The organism is Propionivibrio dicarboxylicus, assembly GCF_900099695.1.
GTDB lineage: Bacteria > Pseudomonadota > Gammaproteobacteria > Burkholderiales > Rhodocyclaceae > Propionivibrio > Propionivibrio dicarboxylicus.
The window spans coordinates 83,394-108,852 of the sequence record NZ_FNCY01000007.1; the positions used below are offsets into that span (position 1 = coordinate 83,394).

At 66.4% G+C, this 25,459-nt stretch carries 21 protein-coding genes; 14 read left to right on the plus strand and 7 right to left on the minus strand.

All coding sequences use genetic code 11. The annotated features are described in order from the left end of the window. The first annotated feature begins 20 nt into the window (after nucleotides 1–20). A complete protein-coding gene (locus BLR25_RS10010; RefSeq protein ID WP_218122692.1) occupies nucleotides 21–2,486 on the plus strand; it encodes a DNA topoisomerase IV subunit A in 2,466 nt (821 codons plus the stop codon). Then, the gene (locus BLR25_RS10015; protein ID WP_091937169.1) at nucleotides 2,483–3,265 is read left to right on the plus strand and encodes a dienelactone hydrolase family protein; all 783 of its coding nucleotides are present in this window, start codon (nucleotides 2,483–2,485) and stop codon (nucleotides 3,263–3,265) included. The genes BLR25_RS10010 and BLR25_RS10015 overlap by 4 nt, the downstream gene beginning before the upstream one ends. Before the next feature lie 52 nt (nucleotides 3,266–3,317). On the opposite strand, the gene BLR25_RS10020 is transcribed toward BLR25_RS10015, so the two are convergent. Then, nucleotides 3,318–3,968, minus strand: a complete 651-nt coding sequence (locus BLR25_RS10020; RefSeq protein WP_143009822.1) for a Spy/CpxP family protein refolding chaperone — start codon at nucleotides 3,966–3,968, stop codon at nucleotides 3,318–3,320. 140 nt (nucleotides 3,969–4,108) lie between these two features. On the opposite strand from BLR25_RS10020, the gene BLR25_RS10030 reads away from it, so the two are divergent. The 8 genes from BLR25_RS10030 to BLR25_RS10065 all read left to right on the plus strand — a co-directional run bounded on the left by BLR25_RS10030 (nucleotide 4,109) and on the right by BLR25_RS10065 (nucleotide 14,071). Next, nucleotides 4,109–4,921 carry an acid phosphatase gene (locus BLR25_RS10030; RefSeq protein ID WP_091937173.1) on the plus strand — a complete coding sequence of 271 codons (813 nt, stop codon included), beginning with the start codon at nucleotides 4,109–4,111 and terminating at the stop codon, nucleotides 4,919–4,921. 112 nt (nucleotides 4,922–5,033) lie between these two features. After that, complete coding sequence (locus BLR25_RS10035) at nucleotides 5,034–5,507, plus strand: cytochrome C (protein WP_091937175.1); 474 nt, start codon at nucleotides 5,034–5,036, stop codon at nucleotides 5,505–5,507. Between the two features lie 317 nt (nucleotides 5,508–5,824). Then, nucleotides 5,825–7,102, plus strand: coding sequence for a TolC family protein (locus BLR25_RS10040; protein WP_091937176.1), 1,278 nt, complete (start codon nucleotides 5,825–5,827; stop codon nucleotides 7,100–7,102). Beyond that, nucleotides 7,099–8,277 (plus strand): efflux RND transporter periplasmic adaptor subunit, encoded by a 1,179-nt coding sequence (locus tag BLR25_RS10045; protein ID WP_091937178.1) that lies wholly within the window; start codon nucleotides 7,099–7,101, stop codon nucleotides 8,275–8,277. The genes BLR25_RS10040 and BLR25_RS10045 overlap by 4 nt, the downstream gene beginning before the upstream one ends. Before the next feature lie 2 nt (nucleotides 8,278–8,279). After that, complete coding sequence (locus BLR25_RS10050) at nucleotides 8,280–11,384, plus strand: efflux RND transporter permease subunit (RefSeq protein WP_091937180.1); 3,105 nt, start codon at nucleotides 8,280–8,282, stop codon at nucleotides 11,382–11,384. 42 nt (nucleotides 11,385–11,426) lie between these two features. Then, nucleotides 11,427–11,774 (plus strand): P-II family nitrogen regulator, encoded by a 348-nt coding sequence (locus BLR25_RS10055; protein WP_091937182.1) that lies wholly within the window; start codon nucleotides 11,427–11,429, stop codon nucleotides 11,772–11,774. Between the two features lie 389 nt (nucleotides 11,775–12,163). Continuing rightward, a complete protein-coding gene (locus BLR25_RS10060) occupies nucleotides 12,164–13,477 on the plus strand; it encodes a methyl-accepting chemotaxis protein (RefSeq protein WP_176785829.1) in 1,314 nt (437 codons plus the stop codon). Between the two features lie 81 nt (nucleotides 13,478–13,558). Continuing rightward, nucleotides 13,559–14,071: an asparaginase domain-containing protein gene (locus BLR25_RS10065; protein ID WP_091937186.1), complete on the plus strand. Its 513-nt coding sequence runs from the start codon at nucleotides 13,559–13,561 to the stop codon at nucleotides 14,069–14,071. A 100-nt stretch (nucleotides 14,072–14,171) separates the two neighbouring features. Here BLR25_RS10065 and BLR25_RS10070 read toward each other — a convergent pair whose 3' ends face one another. The 3 genes from BLR25_RS10070 to ald form a co-directional block, all read right to left on the minus strand. Then, the gene (locus tag BLR25_RS10070; protein WP_091937187.1) at nucleotides 14,172–15,332 is read right to left on the minus strand and encodes an MFS transporter; all 1,161 of its coding nucleotides are present in this window, start codon (nucleotides 15,330–15,332) and stop codon (nucleotides 14,172–14,174) included. After that, on the minus strand, nucleotides 15,329–16,810 hold the full coding sequence (locus BLR25_RS10075) for an aminoacyl-histidine dipeptidase (protein WP_091937189.1): 1,482 nt from the start codon (nucleotides 16,808–16,810) through the stop codon (nucleotides 15,329–15,331). Before BLR25_RS10075 ends, BLR25_RS10070 begins: the two co-directional genes overlap by 4 nt. Before the next feature lie 141 nt (nucleotides 16,811–16,951). After that, nucleotides 16,952–18,067 carry an alanine dehydrogenase gene (gene ald / locus BLR25_RS10080; protein ID WP_091937191.1) on the minus strand — a complete coding sequence of 372 codons (1,116 nt, stop codon included), beginning with the start codon at nucleotides 18,065–18,067 and terminating at the stop codon, nucleotides 16,952–16,954. A gap of 132 nt (nucleotides 18,068–18,199) precedes the next feature. On the opposite strand from ald, the gene BLR25_RS10085 reads away from it, so the two are divergent. Together BLR25_RS10085 and BLR25_RS10090 are read left to right on the plus strand one after the other, a co-directional pair. After that, entirely contained in the window at nucleotides 18,200–18,655 is a 456-nt protein-coding gene (locus BLR25_RS10085; RefSeq protein ID WP_091937193.1) for a PACE efflux transporter, read from the plus strand. Between the two features lie 28 nt (nucleotides 18,656–18,683). Further along, a complete protein-coding gene (locus tag BLR25_RS10090) occupies nucleotides 18,684–19,874 on the plus strand; it encodes a class I SAM-dependent rRNA methyltransferase (protein WP_091937195.1) in 1,191 nt (396 codons plus the stop codon). Between the two features lie 36 nt (nucleotides 19,875–19,910). Here the strand turns inward: BLR25_RS10090 and BLR25_RS10095 are convergent, their stop codons facing one another. From BLR25_RS10095 to BLR25_RS10105, 3 genes are all read right to left on the minus strand, one after another. Continuing rightward, nucleotides 19,911–21,164, minus strand: coding sequence for a tagaturonate epimerase family protein (locus BLR25_RS10095; RefSeq protein ID WP_091937196.1), 1,254 nt, complete (start codon nucleotides 21,162–21,164; stop codon nucleotides 19,911–19,913). A 67-nt stretch (nucleotides 21,165–21,231) separates the two neighbouring features. Beyond that, the gene (locus BLR25_RS10100) at nucleotides 21,232–22,626 is read right to left on the minus strand and encodes an alkaline phosphatase (protein ID WP_176785830.1); all 1,395 of its coding nucleotides are present in this window, start codon (nucleotides 22,624–22,626) and stop codon (nucleotides 21,232–21,234) included. Between the two features lie 52 nt (nucleotides 22,627–22,678). Continuing rightward, nucleotides 22,679–23,125: a GNAT family N-acetyltransferase gene (locus tag BLR25_RS10105; protein ID WP_218122693.1), complete on the minus strand. Its 447-nt coding sequence runs from the start codon at nucleotides 23,123–23,125 to the stop codon at nucleotides 22,679–22,681. A gap of 222 nt (nucleotides 23,126–23,347) precedes the next feature. Between BLR25_RS10105 and BLR25_RS10110 the strand changes: the two genes are divergently transcribed. Then, complete coding sequence (locus tag BLR25_RS10110; RefSeq protein ID WP_091937348.1) at nucleotides 23,348–24,463, plus strand: branched-chain amino acid ABC transporter substrate-binding protein; 1,116 nt, start codon at nucleotides 23,348–23,350, stop codon at nucleotides 24,461–24,463. Nucleotides 24,464–24,548: 85 nt separating this feature from the next. After that, nucleotides 24,549–25,457, plus strand: coding sequence for a branched-chain amino acid ABC transporter permease (locus tag BLR25_RS10115; protein ID WP_091937200.1), 909 nt, complete (start codon nucleotides 24,549–24,551; stop codon nucleotides 25,455–25,457). Nucleotides 25,458–25,459: the final 2 nt, after the last annotated feature.

Genomic DNA, 25,459 nt, shown 5'->3' on the forward strand with positions numbered 1-25,459 from the left:
TTTCCGTCTTTGGACTCTAAATGACGCACAAACACGACGACACCGCCACACCGGACCTGTTCGCCGACCTGGCAACGCCGGCGCCGTTGCCGACGGCCCAGGCCCCGGTCGCCGATACGCCCGCCGCGCCGCTCGCGACGCCAGTACCGCCGAGCGCCGAGCGCCAGACAGAGGCCAGCGCGCTGCCGCCCGGCCCACCGCCCCCGCCGGCCGTCACGATCACCACCGAGGACGATGGCGACAGCATCCTGCTGCACGAGACCGCCGCCCGCGACTATCTCGAATACGCGGTCGCCGTCGTCAAGGGCCGCGCGCTGCCCGACGTCAAGGACGGACAGAAGCCGGTGCAGCGCCGCGTGCTCTTCGCCATGCACGAACTCGGCCTCGCCGCCGGCGCCAAGCCGGTCAAGTCGGCGCGCGTCGTCGGCGACGTCATCGGTAAATACCATCCGCACGGCGATTCGTCGGCCTACGACGCGATGGTGCGTGTCGCCCAGCCCTTCTCGCTGCGCTATCCGCTCGTCGATGGCCAGGGCAATTTCGGCTCACGCGACGGCGACAACGCAGCGGCGATGCGCTACACCGAAGCACGCTTGACACCAATCGCCGAACTCCTGCTCGGCGAACTCGACGAAGGTACCGTCGACTTCCAGCCGAACTACGACGGCGCCTTCGACGAACCGGCCTTCCTGCCGGCACGCCTGCCGTTCTCGCTGCTCAACGGCGCCTCCGGTATCGCCGTCGGCATGGCCACCGAAATCCCGTCGCACAACCTGCAGGAGATCGCCAACGCCGCGATCTGCCTGATCCAGAACCCGCAGGCCGACCTCGCCGAGCTGATGACGCACGTCCCCGGCCCGGATTATCCCGGCGGCGGACAGATCATCTCGACCCCGGCCGAAATCGCCAATGCCTATGCCAGCGGACGCGGCAGCCTGCGTGTGCGCGCCCGCTACGACTTCGAGGAAATGGCGCGCGGCGCCTGGCAACTCGTCGTCCGCGAACTGCCGCCGGGCGTCTCGAGCGCCAAGGTGCTTTCCGAAATCGGCGCGCTGATGAATCCCCAGCCGAAGCCCGGCAAGAAGGCGATCGAGCAGTCGGCAGCGCAACTCAAGGCGCTGTTCGCCTCGCAACTCGAACGCGCCCGCGACGAATCCGGCAAGGACGACGACATCCGCCTCGTCTTCGAACCGGTCAGCTCGCGCCTCGACCGCGAGGAATTCGTCGCGCTGCTGCTCGCTCACACGAGCCTCGAAACGACGGCGCCGATCAACCTCGTCGCCGTCGGCCTCGACGGCCGGCCATGCCAGAAGACGCTCGCCGACCTGATCGGCGAATGGTGCCGTTTCCGCCTGACGACGGTGCGCCGGCGCAGCGAATTCCGCCTCGCCAAGGCCAACGACCGCATCCACATCCTCGAAGGCCGGCACATCGTCTTCCTCAACATCGACGAAGTCATCCGCCTGATCCGCGAATCGGACGAACCGAAGCCGGCGCTGATCGCGCGCTTCAAGCTCTCCGAGCGCCAGGCCGACGACATTCTCGAAATCCGCCTGCGTCAGCTGGCCCGGCTCGAAGGCATCAAGATCGAGCAGGAGCTGGAGAAACTGCGCGCCGAGAAGGAAGACCTCGAAAAGCTGCTGGCCAGCGACACCCTGATGCGCCGGCTGGTGATCAGGGAAATCAAGGCCGACGCGACCAAGCACGGCGACGGGCGCCGCACGCTGATCGAAGCGGCGACGATGGCCTCGCGCTCCGAAGTCGCCGCCGTCGCCGACGAACCGGTAACGTTGATCGTCTCGGCAAAGGGCTGGGCGCGCGTACGCCAGGGGCATAACCTCGACCTCTCCGGCGTCGCCTACAAGGATGGCGACGGTCCCGGCGTCGCACTCGAATGCCGCTCGGTCGATTCGCTCGTCATTCTCTCGAACGAGGGCCGCGCCTTCACCGTGGCGGTCGCCGCGCTACCCGACGGACGCGGCATGGGCGCGCCGCTGCCATCCTTCGTCGACATGGGCAACAGCCGCATCGCGCATGTGCTCGTCGCCAAGCCCGAAGAAGAGTTCCTCGTCGCCAAGACCTCCGGCTACGGTTTCATCTGCAGCTACGGCGACCTGCTCTCGCGCCAGAAGGCGGGCAAGGCCTTCCTCACGCTCGAGGACGATGCCGCCATCCTACCGCCGGCACGCGTCGCCGGTGCCGACCATCTGGCCGCGCTCGCCGACGACGGCCGCCTGCTCGTCTTCCCGCTCGACCAGATGAAGAAGCTGTCGAGCGGCAAGGGCGTGCAGATCATCGGTCTCAAGGGCAAGGAAGCGCTGAAGGCGGCGATCGCCATCAAGGGCCCGGTCGTCGCCATCAAGGGCGTTTTCCGCAACAAGCCGAAGGAACTCCTGTCGGACGAGAAACATCTCGGCCAGCGCGCCCGCCGCGGCGCCGCCGTCGGCCTCGTCAACACGCCGACGATCGAGGCGCTGCCGACATGATTCCGGGCGTCCGGCGGGCACTGTTGGGGCTCGCCGGCGCCATGGCGCTAGCCACCACCGCACTGACCGCAAACGCGGCGTGGGACGCCGAACAGCTTGGCGCCGCCACCCGGATTTACCTGCCGGAAAGCGGCGGCACGCCGCCGCTGATGATCATCGTTCAGGGCACCGCGACTGTCGGCGAACGCGAGCGTGACTGGGCGCGCTGGTTTGCCGAACGCTCGATCGCCGCCGTCATCATCGACAGCGCCCGGCTGCGCGGGCGGCGCAATTTCGACGGCGTCAGCGCCAGCCAGGATTACTCGCATGACATCGTCGAGGTGCTCGGCTGGCTGGCCGCCGAGCGCGGCATCGACACCACGCGATTCGGCATCATCGGCTTCTCGCGCGGCGGCACCACGGTGCTTAACGCCGGAAAACACTTCAGCCCGCCGACAGCGGCACCGGATCTGGTTTTTTCCTTTTATCCGGGATGGGCGTTCAGCTGCCCGAATACCCATGCCAATCCGGCCACGGCCATCCACGTATTCTATGGCGATGCCGACGAATACGGCCTCGACCAGGACTTGCAACAGGCCTGCAAGACGATGACGGAAAAATCGGCCAACGCGCATTTCCACGCCATCACCGGTGCGCATCACGGTTTCGACCAGCCCGGCGAGGGCTATTTCTCGTCAGGCCGCAAGTCGTTCCGCCGGAAATTTGACGCAACTGCGCGCGACGACGCCCGCCGCATCGTTGCCGAGATCATCGACACGCAATGGCCGGCGCGACCCTAGGGGGTCATTCCCCACCCGCATCAAACCGCGATGACGCGCTCAGGCGGCACGGCTAGAAACGCCCCATCCCACCGCCCATCCCGCCCCCCATGCCGCCGCGGCCACCCTGACCGCCGCGACCGCCCTGTCCCGCTCCGCCGCTTGCGCCGGCACGGTCGCCGCCGCTCTGGATCACCAGCCCGGAATAGAGCGCCGGGACGGTCGCCGCGAGGCGCTGGTCGGCGATCGTCTTCTGCCCCTCGTCGAGCGATTGATAGAGCGTCGTCGCACATTCGGCGATCTCTTCCATCGCCGTCAGGCGATTACGCACAACGTCGACCTTGCCGTTGATGAGTTGCAGCGCGGTGCGCGGGGTCGTCGCATAGAGTTCCTGCTTGACCTGATCGGCCATCAGCGCGCCAACACTGGCCTGATAGGCGTCCCACAGCACCGCCTGCTTCGGCGTCAACTTGAGCGCCATCGCCGTGTCGACGAGTTGCTCCTGGATCTGCTCGATCGGCGACTTGAAGGCAGCCCCCTGGCTCATGCCCCGCTCGCTGCCGGGACCACCCATTCCACCGTCCATCCCGCCCCCGGGGCCACCCATCCCGCCTTGGCCGCCGCCGGGTCCACCCGGACCGCCACCGCCGTAGGGGGTGGCGCAGGCGGTCAGAACGAGGATCCCGGCAAGGGCGGCCGAGCGGGCGAAAATTCGGGCGGTCATGGTCTGTCTCCGTTGATTCGATACCGCAGCGATTGTGCCGCGAAGCGCCCCGACGCTGACGCCAACAATGGCAAAAGACGGTAAAGAATGGTTGGCAAGCTGGGTACAATGGCGCATCGAATTCGCCCCTCAAGCCCCTCATGAAGACCTCCACGCTGCGCTGGCTGACGATCGCCACGCTCCTCTTCGCCGGCTGCGCCGAACTGCCGCCCTCGACGACGCCGAAAAGCCTGCCGGGCGGCCGTCCCGACCACGTCATCGGTTACCTCCAGCCCGACCGCATTCCCGACAGCCGGACCTTCCTGCCGGCGCCGCCGACGCAAGACAGCGCCGCCTTCGCCGCCGACGAAGCGGCCTACCGGCGTACACGCACACTGCGCGACACGCCGCGCTGGACCCTGGCGCAGGCCGACGCCGAACTTCGTTTCCCGCAGGCCGCCGGCGCGTTTTCCTGCGCCCTCGGCCAGACGATCTCGGTGCAGGAAACGCCGCACCTCGCCGCCCTGCTCAGCCGACTGCGCGCTGACGTGGCGCTCACCGGCGCCGGCGCCAAGAAGCATTTCCAGCGCCAGCGCCCCTATCTCGCGCACGGCGACACGAGTTGCACGCCCGAGGAAAAGCACAAGGCCGATTCCTTCCCGTCGAGCCACGCCGCCATCGGCTGGGCCTGGGCGCTGATGCTCGCCGAACTCGCACCGGAACGCCGCGACGTTCTCCTCAAGCGCGGCCTCGCCTTCGGCGACAGCCGTGTCATCTGCGGCGTGCACTGGCAAAGCGATGTCGACGCCGGCCGCCTCGTCGGCGCCGCCGCCTTCAGCCTGCTGCATGCCGAAGCGGAGTTCGTCCGGCAGATGCGCTTCGCCGCCAGGGAAATCCGTCCGCCGCAAGCCGGCCAGGCGCCGACGGCCGAATGCGCCACTGAACTCGGGACGCTGGACATCACGCCCCGATAGGCCGATTCCCAACTCCGTTTATTGAGAACTTTTCGCATTTCAGCCGGTCTGTGAGGCAGTGGCGGCACGCGGCCGCCTTTAGCCAGAATCCATCTCAGACCGGGGAATTTGCATGCATAAGACCAAGGGAATCCTCCTGCTCGCCGCGGCGCTCGCCAGCGGTGCGGCGGGAGCCAGCGAAGTCACCTACCGCAACGATGTCGCGCCGCTCATCCAGCGCCAGTGCTTTGAATGCCACGACGGCAACTCGCCGTCGATCGTCCAGTTCAAAACCGACGAGGACGGCTACAAGAAGAAAAAGCTCGGTCCGCGACTCGACACCTACGCCGACCTCAGCGCACTGATCGTCTGGCCCGACACCGGCGCGCTGATGCGCCGACTCGACGACGGCAGCGGTACGCCCGACAAGAAGCCCGGCAACATGTACAAGCACCTCGGCGAAACCGAAGCGGAACGCCAGGCCAACCTCGCCACGCTCAAGGCCTGGATCGGCGAAGGCGGCTGGAATCTCAACCGCTGGAAGAAGCGCGGCGACGTGCCGGCCATCACCAAGGAACAACTCGACACGCTCAAGCTGAACTACTAGGCGCCTGTTGCGGCAGGGTTCGCCGGCCGGACCGTCCCGGGACGCGTCCGGCCGATCGTCTGTTTAATACATCGACAAAATCTTCAACTAACGACAAAAGAGTCGACTATTTAGAATCATCGCTAGCCGGTAGAATGGCGACATGAATCGTCATCAACCGGCCTCGTCGCCGCGTCCCTCCGCCCATTCGCCGCCCTCCGGCGACCTGTGTCTGCGCCCTCGGTAACGCCTCGTCGCTCTTCGCTTCGGCGTTCCATATCGAATTTTTACCGACGCACGATGTCTGTCCCGCTATCGGGAACACATCGGGGAAGCCTATGTTTTTCTCAAAACGCCTCTTTTTTTCCGTACTTGCCCTCCCGGCCTGTCTGGCCATGGCGGCAGCGCCCGCCGCCGAGCCGCCGGCCGGCGCATCCTACTCGCTCGACCAGCTGATCACGCTGACGCTCGAACACAACCGCGGGTTGCGTGCCGCCGGCGATCTCGTCGACGCGGCGCGGGCCGGCATCGATAGCGCCCAGGCCTTTCCGAACCCGGAAGTCGAAACGGTGCACGGCAGCGTCCGCATGCGCCAACCGGGCGTCACCGAGGGCGACAGCCGCGCCATCTGGGTGTCGCAGCGCATCGACTATCCCTGGCTGCGCAGCGCCCGTATCGGCGCCGCCGACGCCGGTTTCGACGCCGCCCGGGCCGAGGCCCGGCACACCCGCAACGAACTCCTGGCGCGACTGCGCTATCGCTTCTACGAACTGCTGCGCTACGAAGCCGAACTGAAAGCGGCGCACGACGACGAAACGACGATCGAGCAGATCGCCCATCGCATCCAGATCAAGGTCGATACCGGCGAATCGCCGCGTTTCGAGGCGATCAAGGCCGAAACGGAATTGCTCAGCGCCCGCAAGATGGTGCAAAGCGCGGAACTTCGCCTGCACCAGGCCCGCGCGACGCTGCGCCAGCTTGTCGGTACGTCGCTGCCGCACAATTTCCGCGTCGCCGGAACGCTCGACGACAAGGTCGCCGTACCGCCGCTCGAAACGCTGCTGGCCGAAGTGCAGGAACGCAATCCGGATCTCGCCCGCCAGCGCGCGCTGACGCGCCAGGCCGAGAACCTGCGCGACCACGAGCGCCGGCTGCGCTGGCCGGCGCTGACTGTGCGCGGCGGCTATGACCAGACCCCCGACACCCGCGACAACCGCATCGGCGTCGTCCTGACGCTGCCGCTCTGGGATCGCCGTAGCGGACCGGTGGCCGAAGCCGAGGCGCGCCTGTCGCGGGCGCGCAACGAGGAGGCGCAGCAGGAATTCACGCTGCAGCAAAACCTCGAAGTCGCCTGGCAGCAATGGCAGATTGCCGCCTCGCAGGTGCAGGCGCTGCAATCGGGCATCCTGCGCCAGGCCGAAGCGGCGCTGCGCATCGCCGAAGCCGCCTACCGCTACGGCGAGCGCGGCATTCTCGACTATCTCGATGCCCAGCGCGTCTATCGCGCCGCCCGTAACGAACTCATCGCCGCCCGCTTCGACCAGCAAGTCGCCAGCCTCGAAATCGACCGCCTGCGCGCCACGCTGGCCCAATCCTCGCCGACCGCCGAACCATGAAAACGACCCGATTCGCTCCGACCGTCCACGCCCTCGCCTACGTCTTCATCGCGCTCACGTTCGCCCTTATCCTCGCCGGCTGCGGCAAGCAGAAGCCCGGCGAAACCGGCAACACGCCGCCGCCCGATCCCAACGTCGTCACTGCACCGGAAACGCTGAACGGCGTGCTCAAGGTGGCCGAGGTCGGCACTGCGCCGATCAGCGACACACTGCGCGTCGCCGGCCGCGTCGATTTCGACGAACAACATGTCGCCCGCATCGGCGCGCCGATCACCGGTCGCGTCGTCGAACTGCTGGCGGAGACAGGACAGGCCGTCACGCAGGGCCAGCCGCTCGCACGTCTGCACAGCGTCGAACTCGGCAACGCCCAGCTCGCTTACGTCAAGTCGTCGGCGCAGGCCAAATTGCAGGCGCAAAGTGCCGCCCGCGCACGCCTGCTCTTCGATTCCGATGTCATCGGCGCGGCCGAGCTGCAGCGGCGCGAATCGGAATATGCGATCGCCAGGGCCGAACAGCAGGCCGCCGCCGACCAGTTGCGCGTGCTCGGCGTCGGCGCGCGCGAACTCGACACCATCGCCGCCAGCGGCGGCATCAATTCGGTCGCCCCGGTCATCGCCACGCTCTCCGGCGTCGTCGTCGAACGCAAGGTCGTCAAGGGACTCGTCGTGCAGCCGGCCGACGCACTATTCACCGTCGCCGACCTCTCGCGCGTCTGGGTGATCGCCCAGGTGCCCGAGGCCGAAAGCGGCGCCGTCCACACCGGCCAGACCGTCGAGGTCGAGGTGCCGGCGCTCGGCAACGTCAAGCGCCGGGCCAAGCTCATCTTCGTCAGCGACATTGTCCATCCGGAAACGCGGACGATCACGGTGCGCACCGAGATGGACAATCCCGACCGCGAACTCAAGCCGGCGATGCTGGCGACGATGCTGATCCAGTCGCGGCCGCAGGAACGGCTGGTGGTGCCGACCCAGGCCATCGTGCGCGAGGAAAACGTCGATTACGTCTTCGTCGACGAGGGCGAGCGGCGCTATCGACTGACGCGCGTGCGCCTGCGCGGCGACCACCAGGGCGTGCAGATCGTCGAACAGGGGCTGCGACCGGGTGACCGCGTCGTCGTCGAGGGCGCCTTCCACCTCAACAACGAGCGCAAACGCGCCGAACTCGAAGGGTCCTGAGCATGGAATCGCTGATCAAGACCGCGCTGCAGCAGCGTCTCGTCGTCGTCGTGCTGGCCGCCGTGCTGCTTGTCTTCGGTATCAACGCGGCGCGCAGGCTGTCGGTCGATGCTTTTCCCGACGTCACCAACGTCCAGGTCCAGATCGCCACCGAGGCGACCGGCCGCTCGCCCGAGGAGGTCGAACGTTTCGTCACCGTCCCGCTCGAGATCGGCATGACCGGCCTGCCCGGCCTCACCGAGATGCGTTCGCTGAACAAACCCGGCCTGTCGCTGATCACGCTGGTGTTCACTGACAAGACCGACGTCTACTTCGCCCGCCAGCTCGTCATGGAACGCCTGATGGAAGCCGGCAGCAAACTGCCGACCGGCGTCACCCCCGTGCTCGGCCCGGTGTCGACCGGCCTCGGCGAGGTCTATCAATACACGCTCGACCGCCCCGACGACGGCAAGCGCGAACTCAGCGAACAGGAACTGAGCGAGCGCCGCATCGTCCAGGACTGGGTCGTCCGCCCGCTGCTGCGATCGATCCCCGGTGTCGCCGAGATCAACTCGCAAGGCGGCTTCGAAAAGCAATATCAGGTGCTCGTCAGTCCCGACCGCCTGCGCCACCACCAGCTGACGATCCAGCAGGTCTACCAGGCGCTGGCGCGCAACAACGCCAACTCGGGCGGCGGCGTCCTGCCGCACTACGCCGAACAGTACCTGATCCGCGGCGTCGGCCTCATCCGCAGCCTCGACGACATCGGCGCCATCGTGCTCAAGGAGGTCGGCGGCACGCCGGTCTATGTGCGCGACGTCGCCGAGGTGCGCATCGGCAGCGGCGTCCGCGCCGGCGCCGTCGTCAAGGACGGCGCCACCGAATCGGTCGGCGGCGTCGTCATGATGATCCGCGGCGGCAACGCCAAGGAGATCGTCACCCGCATCAAGCAGCGCGTCGCCGAGATCAATGCCAAGGGCATGCTGCCGGACAAGCTCCGCATCGTCCCCTACTACGACCGTTCGGAACTCGTCGACGCGGCCATCGAGACCGTCGTCAAGGTGCTGCTCGAAGGTGTCGCCTTCGTCGTCGCCATTCTCTTCGTCTTCCTCGGCGACCTGCGTTCCTCGCTCGTCGTCGTCGCCACGCTGGTATTGACGCCGCTCTTGACCTTCATGGCGATGAACCACTACGGCATCTCGGCCAACCTGATGTCGCTCGGTGGTCTCGCCATCGCCATCGGCCTGATGGTCGACGGCTCGGTCGTCGTCGTCGAGAACGCCTTCGCCCACCTGGGTCGCAATGCCCACGGCGAATCGCGCCTGCGCGTCGTCTTCAACGCCGTCAAGGAGGTCGCGACGCCGGTTGTCTTCGGCGTCGGCATCATCATCCTCGTCTTCCTCCCGCTGATGACGCTCAAGGGCATGGAAGGCAAGATGTTTGCCCCGCTCGCCTATACCATTGCCATCGCGCTGTTCGTCTCGCTGGTGCTCTCGCTGACGCTGACACCGGTGCTCTCCTCCTATCTGCTCAAGGTCGAGATCGGCAAGGGCGAACACGAGACGCGCGCCATCGCCGCGCTCAAGCGCCCCTACCTGCGCCTGCTCCACTGGGCGCTCGCCCACGAGCGCAAGACGCTGGCCTCGGCCGCCGCCCTGCTGGTGTTCACGCTGGCGCTCTTCCCCTTCCTCGGCACCGCCTTCATCCCCGAGATGAAGGAAGGCTCGCTGGTGCCCGGCATCAACCGCGTGCCGAACATCTCGCTCGAAGAGTCGATCAAGATGGAAATGGAGGCGATGCGCCTGGTCATGCAGGTGCCGGGCGTCAAGTCGGCGGTCTCCGGCGTCGGCCGCGGCGAATCGCCGGCCGATCCGCAGGGGCAGAACGAATCGACCCCGATCGTCAGCCTCAAGCCGCGCAGCGAATGGCCGCGCGGCTGGACCCAGGACGACATCGCCGAAGCCATGCGCGACAAGCTGAAGGCGCTGCCCGGCGTGCAGATCGTCATGGCCCAGCCGATTTCCGACCGCGTCGACGAGATGGTCACCGGTGTGCGCTCCGACGTCGCCATCAAGGTCTTCGGCGACGACCTCGACCTGCTGCGCAAGAAGGCCGAGGAAATCGCGCGGCTGGCGCAGACCATCCTCGGCGCCGAGGATCTGCGCGTCGAACGCATCAGCGGCCAGCAGTACCTGACGATCGACATCGACCGGCAGGCCATCGCCCGCTACGGACTCAATGCCAGCGACATCCACGACGTGATCGAAATCGCCATCGGCGGCAAGGAAGCGGTGCAGATCTTCGAGGGCGAACGACGCTTCTCGGGCATCGTCCGCCTGCCCGAGCGCTTCCGCAACGACGTCGAATCGATCCGCAACCTGATCATCTCGGCGCCCAACGGCGCCCAGGTCAACCTGCAAAGCATCGCCCGCATCGGCGTCGGCGACGGCCCGGCGCAGATCAGCCGGGAAATGGCCAAACGGCGCATCGTCGTCGGCGTTAACGTCAAGGGCCGCGACCTCGGCGGCTTCGTCGCCGAACTGCGCGGCAAGGTCGAACAGCGCGTCAGCCTGCCCGAAGGCTACAGCCTCGAATGGGGCGGCCAGTTCCAGAACATGGAACGCGCGCTCGGGCACCTGGCGATCATCGTCCCGGCAACGATCGCCGCCATCTTCTTCCTGCTCTTCCTGCTCTTCGGCTCGGTGCGTATGGCCAGCCTGATCATCCTCGTGCTGCCCTTCGCCTCGCTCGGCGGCGTCATCGCCCTCTTCCTCACCGGCGAATATCTGTCGGTGCCGGCCTCGGTCGGCTTCATCGCGCTGTGGGGGATCGCCGTGCTCAACGGCGTCGTCCTCGTCAGTTACATCCGGGGCCTGCGCCACGACGGCATGCCGCTGGCCGAGGCGATCGTCCAGGGCGCGACGCAGCGCTTCCGCCCAGTGATGATGACGGCGACCGTCGCGCTGCTCGGCCTGATCCCCTTCCTGTTCTCGACCGGACCGGGCTCGGAAGTGCAACGGCCACTGGCGATCGTCGTCATCGGCGGGCTGATCACCTCGACGCTGCTCACGCTTGTCATGTTACCGACGCTCTATCGCCGCTTCGACGAGCCGCCGGTCGAAACCTGAACGTCATCGATTGATCCCAACGCCATTTCCGGAGCGATCACCATGAAAGAAATCAAGGCCATCATCCGCCCCTCCAAGCTCGCGGCGCTGCGTGAAGCGCTGCGGGATTTTCCCGGATTTCCCGGCATGACGGTGAGCAAGGTCGAAGGACTCTCGGCACCGTCACGCATCGGCGCGCCCCGCCACAACCTGCGCGAGGAACTCGTCGATTTCACGCCGAAACTCCGCATCGAGATCGTCGGCCCCGACGACGTGGCCAACGGCCTCGTCGACCTGATCGTGCGCATCTGCAGCACCGGCCAGATCGGCGACGGCCTCGTCTGGGTCACCCCGGTCGACCGCGCCATCTTCGTGCACAAGACTGTCGGCAGCACACCGGACAGCCACTGACCGGCAAACAAACGGGCAAAAAAAATCCCGCGTCAGTCCGAGGCGGGATAAAAATCTCATCATTGCGATGAGTCAGGGAGGGTCAAACGTTGCCAGCAGGGGATTGCTGAAGCAACGATTGCCACTCTACGCGCCCCCGAACAAGCCGTCTGTTGGTCTTTTTTGGCGCTTGTGTGACGGTTCGTAATCAACGTGCATAACACCCCGGCATTGTGCGGAAATCGACGGTCAAAACAGGGCTACCGCCCCCGGAAAAGACGAGTAGAATGTGCCCGGATTTTTCGGCGGCGGCGATTCATGGAGTCTCCCGGCGCCACAATAAAAACAAAGATTCCGGACAACTCCCCGTCAAAGACGATTGCACCAAACTTGCCACCAAGGATGGATTCATGACTCAATTCAAGATAGGTACCCGGCTCTTGCTGGGATTCGCTTCCGTCGTCATGCTGATCATCGGCTTCGCGATTTTCGCTGCGGTCGAACTGCGCACCATCGAAGTCGAAACCGTCACGCTGGCCAAGACCAACACGGCGGCGTTCGAAGCGATCGCCGGCGGCGCCCGGGAAATTCCGGCGCAACTCAAGCAGCAGGCGGAAGCCAGCCATGCCAAGGCCCTGGCCTCCTACGAATCGGCACTCTACGGGCTGGCCATCGGCTGCGGCCTGGCGCTCGTCATCGCCATCGGCTTTGCCGTCGCCATCAGCCGCAGCATCGTCCAACCGCTTGGCAAGATGATTGCGGTCATGCGTGATATCGCCGAGGGTGAAGGCGACCTGACCAAGAACATTTACCTCAAGAACCGCGACGAACTCGGCGAGTTGTCGAAGTGGTTCGACATGTTCATGGACAACATCCAGGACGACATCACCCAGATCGGCCAGAGTACGCACCAGATCGCCGCCGCCTCGACACAACTGCACTCGACGGCCGAGCAGATCGCCGCCGGCGCCGACGAAGTCGCCAACCAGTCCGAACGCGTCGCCGCCGCCGGCGAACAGATGTCGGCTTCGGCCGGCGAAATCGCCCAGAGCTGCGCGACGGCGGCCGAAGGCTCGCGTCACGCCAGCGACGCCGCGATTGCCGGCGCCCGCGTCGTCGAAGAGACGATCACGGTGATGAACAACATCGCCGGCCGCGTCAAGGAATCGGCGAAATCGGTCGAAACCCTGGGCAACCGCACCGAGCAGATCGGCATCATCGCCGGCACCATCCAGGAAATCGCCGACCAGACCAACCTGCTCGCGCTCAACGCCGCGATTGAAGCCGCCCGCGCCGGCGAACAGGGACGCGGCTTCGCCGTCGTTGCCGACGAGGTGCGCAAACTGGCCGAACGCACGCGCAAGGCGACGACGGAGATCAGCGCGATGATCGGCTCGATCCAGGACGAAACGCGCGAAGCCGTCACGGCGATGGAAACCGGCGTCGAGGAAGTCGCCCGCGGCAGCCAGAAGGCCGAGGAATCCGGCACCGCACTGTCCCGCATCCTCGACCAGATCAATACCGTCACGACGCAGATCAACCAGGTCGCCAAGGCGGCGCAGGAGCAGACTCAGGTGACGCAGGACATCAGCCAGAACATGCACCAGATCACCGACATCGTCGCGCGCACGGCGACGGGCGCCCAGGAAACGACGCGCGCCGCCGACAAACTATCGGCGCTTGCCGGCGAACTCAACGGCATCGTCGGCCAGTTCAAGGTCTAGGCGGCGCCTCCGCCGACCTCGCGCCGCCGGTTTCGGCGGCGCTTTCGTTTATACTCCCGCGAAACCACTCGATTTCAGCCCATGACCCTGCGCATCATCATTACCGGCGGCACCTTCGACAAACGCTACGACGCGATCCGCGGCCAACTGACCTTCAAGGACACGCACCTGCCCGACATCATCGAGCAGGTCCGCACCAACATCCCGATCACCTTCGAACTCAACCAGCTCGTCGACAGCCTCGACATGCAGGACGAGAACCGCCAGCTCGTGCTCGGCGCCTGCCGGCAGGCGGCCGAAGCGAACATCGTCATCACGCACGGCACCGACACCATGACCGAGACGGCGCGGGTGATCGGCGAAGCCGTGGCGGCGAGCGACGCGGCGCTCGCCGGCAAGAAGATCGTGCTCACCGGCGCAATGGTGCCCTACTCGGTCAGCGGCAGCGACGCGCTCTTCAATCTCGGCAGCGCCGTCATGGCCGCCCAACTGCTGGCACCCGGCGTCTACATCGCCATGAACGGCCGCTGCTTCCCCTGGCATTCGGTGCAGAAGAACCGCAGCCTCGGTGTCTTCGAGGGCGACGCGCTCTGAGCGTCGATTTTGGCAGGGCTCGTCGGCCGCGCCGGCGGCCCTCCAGGTTGTCGTCGACAACACGGCTCGCCAGCCCTACCGAAATGGACTCTGAGTTTTTCTAGGTCTCCGGCGGGCGCCGCGGCCGCATGCCCCAGGCCAGCCGCGCCCCCATGCCGACGGTCGAACCGACCGCCCAGAACACCGCCTTGACGCCAACCACCGCGCCGGCGCTGCCGAACAGCAGCGGCATCAGCACGCTCGACGCGTTGATCGACATCATGCGCAGGCCAAGCGCCTCGCCGTGGCGATGCTCGGGCGTGATCTGGTGCAAGGTGCTCATCACCATCGGCTGGACGACGCCGAGCGAAAAACCGAGCAGCACCGAACAGGTCCCCATCGTCAGCGCCGAGAGCAGGGTCGGATAGACGAACAGCAAGGTCGCCGTCATCAGCATCGCCCCGAAGATCACGGCCCATTCCTCGACCCGTTCGGCGACCAGCGGCAGCACGCCGCGGATCGCCGTCGCCGCCACGGCGAAGGCACCGAGGATCAGCCCGATCACCGACGCGCTGAGGCCGCGCTCATGCCCGATCAGCGGCACGACAAAGGTGTGGACGTCCCAGCAGGAGGCCAGGATCCAATTGATCAGCAGCAGGCGGCGCAGCTTTGGCTCGGCGAGCAGGTCCCAGGAACGGCGCCGGCCGTTGTCGTCCGGCGGCTCCGGCTGCGCCTGTTCGGGCGCGCCGCGCACCAGCCACCAGGAAATCAGCGGGAACGCCGCCATCAACGCAAACGCGGCGCGGAAACCGGCAGTATCGATGACGATGCCGGCCGCGAACGGCCCGATGAAATTCGAGATCGACGGCCCGATCGCCAGCCAGCTGAAGACCTGCCGGCGCTCGGTCTGATTCGTCGCCATGCGGCCGACATGGCGCTGCAGAGCGATCAAGGCACTGCCGGCAGACCCGCCGGCCAGCAGCGCCGAAACGCAAAGCACCGGGAACACCGGCCAGAAGACCGCCAGCGACGTTCCCGACGCCGCGCAGAGAATGGCGATGCCGACGGGGCGTCGCAAGGTATTGCGATCGGCGAAGCGCCCGGCCGGCAACGACAGGAAGACCAGCGTCAGCGCGAACAGCGACATCAGGACACCGACCGCCGCCGCGCTGTGCCCCTGGCGCAAGGCTAACAAGGGCGCCGCCATGCGCATGCCGGTCATGCAGGCATGGATGAAGACCTGCACCAGGATCAAGCGGATCAGCAGCCAGTTCGGCTTCATGCGTCGGCCGCCCCCTCCGCCAGATCGGCCAGGATCGCCGTCAGCAGTTGCCAGCAGCGCGCCACCGACGCCACTTCGACCGATTCGCCGGGCGCGTGCGCGCCGCGGATCGTCGGGCCGAACGAGACCATGTCGAGTGCCGGATAGGTGCCGCCGATCAGCCCGCATTCGAGGCCGGCGTGGATCACTTGCACCGACGAGGCCTCGCCGAAGGTCGCCGCGAAACGCGCCTGGCAGCGCGCCAGCAAGGGCGAGGCCGGATTCGGCCGCCAGCCCGGATAGGCGCCGGAACATTCCGCCGTCAGGCCGGCCAAGGCCGCCAGACTGACGATCTCTTCGGCAAGATCGGCGGTGGCGCTATCAACGAGCGAACGCAGCATGAAATTCGCCTGCCCGCCGGTCGGCGTCAGGGCGACGACACCGAGGTTGCCCGAGGTCTCGACGACGCCCGGCACACCGACGCTCATGCGGCGGAGTCCCTGCGGCGCAGCGTGCAGCCCGCCCAGCCAGGCGTCCTGGTCGGCGCGCCGCATCACTGATGCCAGCGCGACCGGCGTCCACGCGAGCGTGACGCCGTCGTCGACGCCGGCCAGTTCGGCCCGGAAGGTCGCCTGCCAGGCGGCCAGGAAAGCGTCGATCTCGCCCCAGGCGGCAGCCGGCAGGGCGATGTCGGCGAAGGCTTCGCGCGGCAGTGCGTTGCGCGCCGTGCCGCCGCTCAGTGCCGACAGGCGCAGCGGCCAGCGGCGTTCGAGCTGGCGCACGAGGCGGATCAACGACTTGATCGCATGGCCGCGGCCTTCGTGGATGTCGACGCCCGAATGCCCGCCGCGCAGACCGCGCACGACGATGCGGCCGCCGACATGGCCCTCGGGCAACGGCTCGGCCAGTCCGACGCGGCGCAGGCTCACGTCGATGCCGCCGGCACAGCCGACGTAAAACTGGCCCCAGTCCTCGGTATCGAGATTGAGCAGCAAGGTCCCGCGCAACCAGCCCGGCGCCAGACCGCGCGCCCCGCCCATGCCCGATTCCTCGTCGACCGTCAGCAAGGCTTCGAGCGGCCCATGGACGAGCGACGCATCCTCGAGCGCCGCCAGGATCAGTGCGACGCCGATGCCGTTGTCGGCGCCCAGCGTCGTCCGCTCGGCGACCAGCCAGCCGTCGCGCAGCACCGGCACGATCGGATCGACATTGAAGTCATGGACGACATCGGCGTTGCACTGGCAGACCATATCGAGGTGCGCCTGCAGGACCACGCCCGGCGCCTGGGCGCAGCCGGGCGAAGCCGGCTTGCGGATCAGCAGGTTGCCGACGGCATCGGTCTCGGCCACCAGGCCACGCGCGGCGGCCCAGGTCAGTAAATGCTCACGCACGCGGGCCTCGCCTTTCGACGGGCGGGGCAAGGCGCAGAGCGCGGCAAAGTGGCGCCAGACCGCGGGCGGCGAGAGCGTCGCGGCGGTCGCAAGCGAAAATTCGGTCATCGGGCGAAATTCGGAGAAAGGCGAACCGCCGTCACGGGAAGCGTCCCGGTCGCGGCGGAACAAAACTTGTATGTTACCCTTCCTGCTCGCCGCCCGGGCCGTCCCGACTGTGAATTTCGCGTGTTTTCCGGCGGCGTCGGATCAGTCGAGCACGGTCTCCGGCGCGGCGAACGGCAAGGCCAGCGCCTGCGCGACGGCCGCATGCGTCACCTGGCCCAGCGCCACATTGAGGCCGTGGCGCAGATGTACCGAGGCACGCAAGGCGCCGCGCCAACCGACGTCGGCCAGATCGACGGCATGGCCGATGGTGGCGTGACTGAGCGCGAAGGTCGAGGTGCGGGCGACGGCGCCCGGCATGTTGGCGACGCAATAATGCACGACGCCATCGACGACGAAGGTCGGATCGGCGTGCGTCGTCGGATGCGAGGTCTCGAAACAGCCGCCCTGGTCGATGGCGACATCGACAACGACCGCCCCCCGCTTCATGCGCGCGACCATCCCGGCGCTGACCAGCTTGGGCGCGGCGGCACCGGGGACGAGCACACCGCCGATGACGAGATCGGCATCGAGCACCGCTTCCTCGATCGCCTGGGCATTCGAAAACAGCGTCGTCACCCGGTTGCCGAAAATCAGGTCGAGATGACGCAGCCGATCGACATCCTTATCGATCACTGTCACCCGCGCCCCCATGCCGACGGCGATTTGCAGCGCGTTGCTGCCGACCGTGCCGGCACCGAGAATGACGACATGCGCCGCCGGCACGCCGGGCACGCCACCGAGCAGCACGCCGCGCCCGCCGCGCGATTTTTCCAGATGCGCCGCGCCGGCCTGCACGGCCATGCGCCCCGCCACCTCGCTCATCGGCGCCAGCAGCGGCAGTCCGCCGCCCGGGCCGGTCACCGTCTCGTAGGCGATGCAGACCGCGCCGGACGCCATCAGCGCCGCCGTCAGCGACGGATTCGGCGCCAGGTGGAGGTAGGCGTACAGGATCTGTCCGCGCCGCAGCCAGGCGTATTCGCTCGGTTGCGGTTCCTTGACCTTGACGATCATCTCCGCCTCGGCGAAGACCGTCGCCGCGTCGTCCACCAGCGTCGCGCCGGCAGCGCGATAGGCCACATCGTCGAGGTCGATCGCCGCGCCGGCGCCGCGCTCGACCAGCACCGCATGACCGCGCCGGGTCAGTTCGCGCACGCTGGCCGGGGTCAGCCCGACGCGATATTCGTGGTTCTTGATTTCCCGCGGGATGCCGATTTTCATGACGGTTCTCCTGTTCGTTGGACGCCGGACCGACGGAAAGTTCCCGCGTGCGCCGGTCGCGCAACGCCCCTCGCCAGCGAAAAGCGCCCCGATCTGGCAAAATGACGGTTGTTTGCTCACGAGCCGTATCGCATGTCCGCCTCACCGAAACTTCGCTCTCCACTCGACCGCGCCCGTCAGGTTCTGCTTTTTGAACTCGGCGGCATGGTCCTGATCACGCCGCCCTTTGCCTGGGCCAGCGGCGTGCCGGTGCGCGATTCGCTGGTCCTGCTGGCGATCATCGCCGTCATCGCCAGCGTCTGGAACGCCGTCTACAACACCAGCTTCGACTGGATCGAAGGTCGGCTGACCGGACGCACGGCGGACCGCCGCCCCTTCCTGCTGCGCATCGCGCACGCGCTCGGCTTCGAAAGCAGCCTGGTGCTGATGACGCTGCCGCTGGTGATGCACTCGACCGGCATGGGCTGGCTCGACGCCCTGCTCGCCGACATCGCCGTCGCCATCGCCTACGCTTCCTACGCCTTTGTCTTCAACCTCGGCTACGACCGCGTCTTCCCGATCGCGGCGCAGCCGGCCGACGCGCGCTGACCCGGCGCGTTCCCGCCTATTCGCTCCCATGGCAGAACTCATTCTCAAGCCCGGCAAGGAACGTTCGCTCTTCCGCCGCCATCCCTGGATCTTCGAAGGCTCGGTCGCCCGCCTCAACGGTCGCGCCCGGCCCGGCGACACCGTCGAGGTCATCGACGACAACGGCCGCGCCCTGGCGCGCGCCGCCTGGAGCCCGCATTCGCAGATCCGCGCCCGTGTCTGGACCTTCGACACGGCGGCGATCATCGACGACGCCTTCTTCAAGCGCCGCGTCGCCGACGCCGTCGCCCGCCGCACGGCAATGCCGCAGCTCGCCGGCCAGGACGGCCAGCGCCTGATCCACGGCGAATCGGACGGGCTGCCCGGCGTCATCGCCGACCGCTACGGCGACACGATCTGCCTGCAGCTGACCGCCGCCGGCCCGGACAAATGGCGCAAGGCGATCGTTGGCGCACTCGTCAAGGCGACCGGCGTCGCGCGCATCTACGAACGCTCCGACTCCGACGTGCGCGGCCTCGAAGGACTCGAACCCGTCACCGGCTGGGTGCACGGCGAAGCCCCCGAGCAGCCGCTGTCGATCGACGAGAATGGCGTGCGGCTCGGCGTCGACGTCATCGGCGGCCACAAGACCGGTTTCTATCTCGACCAGCGCGATAACCGCCTGCTGACGCGCGATCTCGCCGCCGGCAAGTCGGTACTCAACTGTTTCTGCTACACCGGCGGTTTCTCGCTGCAGGCGCTGGCCGGCGGTGCCAGCTCGGTGCTCTCGATCGACTCGTCCGGCCCGGCGCTGGCCGGCGCGCGCGCCAACCTGGCGCTCAACCCGCAACTCGATGCCAGCCGCGCCGAATGGCAGGAAGCCGACGTCTTCGAGGCGCTGCGCGTCTTCCGCAAGGAAGAACGGCGCTTCGACCTGATCGTCCTCGACCCGCCCAAGTTCGCGCCCTCGGCCGCCCATGCCGAACGCGCCGCCCGCGCCTACAAGGACATCAACCTGCTCGGTTTCCGGCTGCTCAATCCCGGCGGCTACCTGATGACGTATTCATGCTCGGGCGGCATCGGGCATGAACTCTTCCAGAAAATCGTCGCCGGCGCCGCCGTCGATGCCGGTCGCGACGCGCGCATCCTGCGCCGCTTGGCTGCCGGCCCCGACCACCCGATCGCACTGCATTTCCCCGAAGGCGAATACCTCAAGGGCCTGCTGGTCCAGGCCGACTGAGATCGCAAACCGGCGCCGCAGCGCCGGCATCGCCGCTCACTCGACGGCGAACAGGCGCCGCAGGTGACGGTCGTAGAGATTGCCGGTGACGCAGCGGGCGATCACGTCCCGATGCCGTTCGAGTGCGGCGAGATAGCGCGGCCCCATCTCGGCGGCAACCTTGTAGCCGACGTGGATCAACTGGCGCGCACCGGGATTGAACAGCGGGTTGCCCGGCTCATGCTGCAGCGCCGCCGCGAATGCCTCGCCCGACCAGTCGGCGACGACATCCGGCGTCGGAAGCGCGGCATGATCGATATCGATGACCGCAGCATAAGGCGCGCACAATTCGTCCTGGCGGGCATAGGCTTCGGCATAGACTTCGCGGGCCAGCGCCAGGCCGTCGTCACCGGCCAGCGCGAGGCCGATGATTTCCTCGATCCACGACGTACCGGCCGTCTTGACGTGCAAGCCCTTGTTGTACTTTCGGATCAGCCGCCCCATGACCGGATAGATCGAGAACTTGTCGCTGCCCGAATGCACGCTGAGTTTGAGCGCCGGCGGCAAACCGAAGTGATCGACGGCGTAATCGATGACGAGGAGATCGGCCTCGAACTCGCGCGCGAAGCGGGCGACGTCGCCGACATAATCGACGCCCTTGTTGAAACGCCCGGTGAATTTCGGCGCAATCGTCTGCACCGGCACGCGCAGATCGGCGAGCGACTTGAGGATGAACAGGAGGTCGAGCGGCGTCTGCGCCTCATCGACCTCGTCCATCGACACCTCGGTGATGAAGTTGCCGGCGCCTTTCTTCTCGGCGATATGACGGAAGATGCGGGCAGCCTCCTGCGTCGCCAGCAGGAACTTCCGGGCAACCGAGCGCAGGTAGGCTTCATCGACGACGAAGGGATCTTCGATACCGGGAATGGCGATCGTGCCGATCATGGCGCGATGCGCAGCGACAAAAGCCTCGATATCGGCGTCCGGCGCCGGCTTGCCGATGAAATCGGCGACGTCGAGCGTAAAGAAATCAGACGGTTCGATGAAGCGATCGACCGTGCCGAGATTGATGTGATCGGCATCGACGAAGTAGAGGCCGTTATATGCCAAGGACTTAACAGCGGCATCGGCGGCGCGACGTGCATCGGCGGGTTCGGAGTGAACGATGTTGTGCTCGCGGTTGGACTTGTTCCAGACCGGCGTGATCGCCACGCCAAGTTCCTGCCGCGCTTTCAGAATCGCCGACAGCTGGGCGACACCCTGATGCGCGAAGCGATCACCGGTACCGAGCGAGTATTTCCCGAGTTGCATAGTATTCCCCTTGCAAAAATGCGACCCCGAACACGCCCGGCGCCGCCTGATTCATCCTAGCCCAGCCCTACTGTGAACTCAAACCTCGCTTGCCTGACGGCCGCCGCTGCGGCGTCATCGCATCGCGAATCAGACCGAAAATCTCGGTGTTGTGCATGAGTCCGCCGACGCGTTCCGATCCCGGCCCGGCACCGAACAGCGCCAGCGGCGCCGCCGTGTGCGTCTGCGTGACGAAGGCGACGCGCAGGTACGGGCGCAGCACGAAAGCGAGCGAATGCAGCAGGTCGTAGTTGTAGTTGGCGGGGTCGAGCGACTTCACGGTATCGCGCGCGACGGTATCGAGCTCGGCATCGGTCAGGTCGATCGCGAAATACTGCTTCACCACCTCCCGGATGCGCTCGGGCGCCGGCTTGGTGCCGAGTTCCTTGAGCACGACCTCGAACGAGGCGCCGATCCCCGCGATCGCCTTGAAATCGGCGCCGACATACTCCTTGCTCGTCTTACTGTTGCCGATGACCGCCATGCCGCCGGTCTCGTGGTCGGCGGTGACGAGCACCAGCGTGCCGCGATGCGATTTGGCGAAGTCGATGGCGATGCCGACGGCCTCGTCGAAGGCCAGCGTATCGCGGATCGTCGCCGCCGCGTCGTTGCGGTGCGCGGCATGATCGATGCGACCGCCTTCGATCATGGCGAAGAAACCCTTCTTGCCAGCCGAAAGGAGTTGCAGGGTTTTGACGGTCATCTCGGCGAGACTCGGCTCCTGGGTGCGACCACGGTCGAGTTCGAAACTCATGTTGCCCGTATTGAAGAGACCGAGCAGCGGCGTCTGGCCGACCGCCTGCATTTCCGCCGCCGTGCTCGCATAGGCGTAGCCAGCGGTACGCGCCTCGGCGATCAGGTCGCGTCCGTCCTTGCGCTTGCCGCCGACGCTCTCGGGCAGGAAGAACTGCCGGCGTCCGCCCATCAGCACATCGACCCGATGCTGCAACTCCTGCTCGGCCGCCGAGACCTCGTCGGAACGCTTGGCAAGATGCGCGGCGAAGGCCGCCGGCGTCGCATCGGTGATACCCGAGGTCGTCACCAGGCCGACCGCCTTGCCTTTATCCTGGGCGATTTCAAGCAGCGTCCGCAGCGGCGTCTTGCCGTCTTCCGCCATGCTGATGGCACCGGCCAGCATGCGCTTGCCGGTGGCGATCTGCCCGGCGGCGGCGGCCGACTCGGTGACCATCGCATCGGCCGTATCGTTGAGGACGATGGCCGTGTGTCCGGGCGTCATCAGTTCGACCATGCGCAGATCGCGTCCGAGCATCGTGCGACTGTAGAGCAGCGTCGTACCGATCTGCCCCATCCCCATGCCGTCGCCGATCAGCAGGATGACGTTCTTCGCCTCGCCCGCCAGAACCCCGAAAGACAGCAGCACCGCCCACATCAGTGCCAACGCACGCACGACCCAGCCGTTCATGACTTCTCCCTGTTTTTCTCGCCCCGCGGGAGGAAGCCGCGGCGCCATGGTTTCAGGCGTTGCTTCCTCCGCCGCAAATCATCGAAAACCGATGCACATCGTCGCGCCGCGTCCAACCGGCGGCGGCCCAGAAAGCATTGCCGTCGGCATTATTGCGAAATACATCGACATGGGTCTTGTGGATGCCGAGCCCTTCGAGCGCGGCCAGGCAGCGCGCCACCAGGGCGCTGGCGATGCCCCGGCGCCGGCAATCGGCAGCGACGGCCAGATGGTAGAGCGCGCCGCGCCGGCCATCGTGGCCAGCCATCAGACAGCCGACGAGGCGCTCGTCCTGTTCGGCGACGAAACTCAGATTGGGATTGCGTTCGAGAAAGCGCGCGATCGCCGCCTCGCTGTCGGCGTCGCGCACCGAAACGCCGGGCGTCCGGCGCATCAGGCCGAGCACCGCCTCGTAGTCGGAAAGCATCATCTCGCGCAGCTGGAAGGTTTCTGGCTTCATGGCACCGGCGTCGATAAAGCCGGACGGCCGGCAATGACGCCGTCAATCGCCCGGAAAGCTATTCAGCATCACACTATACGCCGATCATCGGCGCAGCGACCGCCGGCATCACCCAATCAGTTGAAACACAAGGCCTTCCCTTGACCCGAGAACCGTTTTCAACTAACCTTTTCCGGTTTTTTTCCCCCACCCTGCTTTCGTCCGTCCGACGAGGAGATGACAATGCATTCACTGAACCGGTTATCGCTGGCCATGTTGCTGGCAAGCGCACTGGCCGCACCCGCTTTCGCCGCCGACACCCTGAAGATCGGCATCGCCGGGGCCCATACCGGCGACCTCGCCGCCTACGGCCTGCCGACGCGCGATGCCGCCGAGATGGTCGCCGCCGACATCAACGCCAAGGGCGGGATCAACGGCAAGAAGGTCGAACTCCTGATGGGCGACGACCAGTGCAAACCGGAAATCGCCACCAACGTCGCCACCAAGCTCGTTTCGGAAGGCGTGAACATCGTCATCGGCCACATCTGCTCGGGCGCCACCAAGGCCGCCCTCGGCATCTACAAGAGCGCCAAGGTCACGGTCATCAGCCCGTCGGCGACCAACCCGCCGCTGACCAAGAGTGGCGAATACCCGAACTTCTACCGCACCATCGCCGCCGATGACGACCAAGGCGTCGCCGCCGCGCAGTTCATCGTCGACAAGCTCAACGCCCGCAAGATCGCCGTCATCCATGACAAGGGCGATTACGGCAAAGGCTTCGCCGATTTCTCGAAAGCCGCGATCGAAAAGGACGGCAAGGCCAAGGTCGTCATGTACGAAGGCATCCAGACCGGCGCCATGGACTACTCGGCCGTCATCCAGAAGCTGCGCAAGGAAGGCGCCGATGCCATCATCTTCGGCGGCTACCACCCCGAGGCCTCGAAGCTGATCTCGCAGATGCTCAAGAAGAAGATCAGCATTCCCTTCCTCGGCCCGGACGGCATCAAGGGCGACGGCTTCCTGAAGATCGCCGGCAAGGATGCTGAAGGCATCTACGCGACCGGTCCGAAGGACGTTTCGAAGTACCCGGTCAACGCCAAGGCCCGTAACGACTACAAGGCCAAGTACGGCAAGGAGCCGGGCACCTTCTTCGACCAGGCCTATGCCGCCACGCAGGCCGCGCTCAACGCCGCCAAGGTCGCCGGCAGCACCGATCCGGAAGCGCTGGCCAAGGCCCTCAAGAGCAGCCCCATCGACACGCCGATCGGCACCATCAAGTTCGACAAGAAGGGTGACGCCGAAGGCGCCGGCTTCTCGGTGTATCAGGTGAAGAACGGCGCTTTCGCCGAAGTGAAGTAAGCGCGACACTGATTCGAAACGCATCCGGGAGGGGAAACCCCCTCCCGATTTTTTTGACTCTCCCATTTCTCCGACCGCCCACGCCATGGATTACCAGTACCTGCTCGAGCTGTTTTGCGGCGGCGTCGTCAAGGGCAGCCTTTATGCCCTGATCGCGCTCGGCTACACGATGGTGTACGGCATCATCCAGCTGATCAATTTCGCCCACGGCGAGATCTACATGATCGGCGCCTTCGTCGCCTTCATCGTTGCCGGCATCCTCACCTTCAGCGGCTACAGCGGCCTCTCGGTGCTGCTGCTCGCTGCCATCGTCTCCGTCCTCTACGTCGCCGCCTACGGCTTCACGCTCGAGAAGATCGCCTACCGGCCGCTGCGCCACGCGCCGCGCCTGTCGCCGCTGATCAGCGCCATCGGCGCCTCGATCTTCCTGACCAACTACGTACAGCTCGTGCAGACGCCCGATTTCCTGCCTTTCCCCGAGCTGATCCCCGAATTCGAGTTCATGGCCGACATCTCGAGCCTGCTGAGCTCCGCCGACCTCGTCATCCTGGTCGTCACCGCCCTGACCATGATCGCCCTCACCGTGCTGATCAAGTTCACCCGCATCGGCAAGGCGATGCGCGCCACGCAACAGGACATGATCATGGCGCGGCTGGTCGGCATCAACGTCGATCGCGTCATTTCCTGGACCTTCATCATCGGCTCGATACTGGCTGCCATCGCCGGCGTGCTGATCGGTTCGCGCAGCGGCCAGATCAACGCCGCCATCGGCTTCATGGCCGGCATCAAGGCCTTTACCGCCGCCGTGCTGGGCGGCATCGGCAACATCCCCGGCGCCGTGCTCGGCGGCCTGCTCCTCGGCATCGCCGAGACCTTCGGCGCCGGCTACATCTCGAGCGCCTACGAGGACGTCTTCGCCTTCGCCCTGCTCGTCATCGTCCTCACACTGCGCCCTGCCGGCCTGCTCGGCAAAGCGACCAAACAGAAGGTATAAGG

Bases quoted from the DNA above. Each gene is read 5' to 3' on its own strand.
- ald (WP_091937191.1), bottom strand. From the start codon at position 18,067: ATGAAAATCGGCATCCCGCGGGAAATCAAGAACCACGAATATCGCGTC.
- BLR25_RS10020 (WP_143009822.1), bottom strand. From the start codon at position 3,968: ATGACCGCCCGAATTTTCGCCCGCTCGGCCGCCCTTGCCGGGATCCTC.
- BLR25_RS10050 (WP_091937180.1), top strand. From the start codon at position 8,280: ATGGAATCGCTGATCAAGACCGCGCTGCAGCAGCGTCTCGTCGTCGTC.
- BLR25_RS10075 (WP_091937189.1), bottom strand. From the start codon at position 16,810: ATGACCGAATTTTCGCTTGCGACCGCCGCGACGCTCTCGCCGCCCGCG.
- BLR25_RS10035 (WP_091937175.1), top strand. From the start codon at position 5,034: ATGCATAAGACCAAGGGAATCCTCCTGCTCGCCGCGGCGCTCGCCAGC.
- BLR25_RS10105 (WP_218122693.1), bottom strand. From the start codon at position 23,125: ATGAAGCCAGAAACCTTCCAGCTGCGCGAGATGATGCTTTCCGACTAC.
- BLR25_RS10015 (WP_091937169.1), top strand. From the start codon at position 2,483: ATGATTCCGGGCGTCCGGCGGGCACTGTTGGGGCTCGCCGGCGCCATG.
- BLR25_RS10055 (WP_091937182.1), top strand. From the start codon at position 11,427: ATGAAAGAAATCAAGGCCATCATCCGCCCCTCCAAGCTCGCGGCGCTG.
- BLR25_RS10010 (WP_218122692.1), top strand. From the start codon at position 21: ATGACGCACAAACACGACGACACCGCCACACCGGACCTGTTCGCCGAC.
- BLR25_RS10040 (WP_091937176.1), top strand. From the start codon at position 5,825: ATGTTTTTCTCAAAACGCCTCTTTTTTTCCGTACTTGCCCTCCCGGCC.
- BLR25_RS10030 (WP_091937173.1), top strand. From the start codon at position 4,109: ATGAAGACCTCCACGCTGCGCTGGCTGACGATCGCCACGCTCCTCTTC.
- BLR25_RS10070 (WP_091937187.1), bottom strand. From the start codon at position 15,332: ATGAAGCCGAACTGGCTGCTGATCCGCTTGATCCTGGTGCAGGTCTTC.
- BLR25_RS10110 (WP_091937348.1), top strand. From the start codon at position 23,348: ATGCATTCACTGAACCGGTTATCGCTGGCCATGTTGCTGGCAAGCGCA.
- BLR25_RS10060 (WP_176785829.1), top strand. From the start codon at position 12,164: ATGACTCAATTCAAGATAGGTACCCGGCTCTTGCTGGGATTCGCTTCC.
- BLR25_RS10095 (WP_091937196.1), bottom strand. From the start codon at position 21,164: ATGCAACTCGGGAAATACTCGCTCGGTACCGGTGATCGCTTCGCGCAT.
- BLR25_RS10115 (WP_091937200.1), top strand. From the start codon at position 24,549: ATGGATTACCAGTACCTGCTCGAGCTGTTTTGCGGCGGCGTCGTCAAG.
- BLR25_RS10090 (WP_091937195.1), top strand. From the start codon at position 18,684: ATGGCAGAACTCATTCTCAAGCCCGGCAAGGAACGTTCGCTCTTCCGC.
- BLR25_RS10045 (WP_091937178.1), top strand. From the start codon at position 7,099: ATGAAAACGACCCGATTCGCTCCGACCGTCCACGCCCTCGCCTACGTC.
- BLR25_RS10085 (WP_091937193.1), top strand. From the start codon at position 18,200: ATGTCCGCCTCACCGAAACTTCGCTCTCCACTCGACCGCGCCCGTCAG.
- BLR25_RS10065 (WP_091937186.1), top strand. From the start codon at position 13,559: ATGACCCTGCGCATCATCATTACCGGCGGCACCTTCGACAAACGCTAC.
- BLR25_RS10100 (WP_176785830.1), bottom strand. From the start codon at position 22,626: ATGAACGGCTGGGTCGTGCGTGCGTTGGCACTGATGTGGGCGGTGCTG.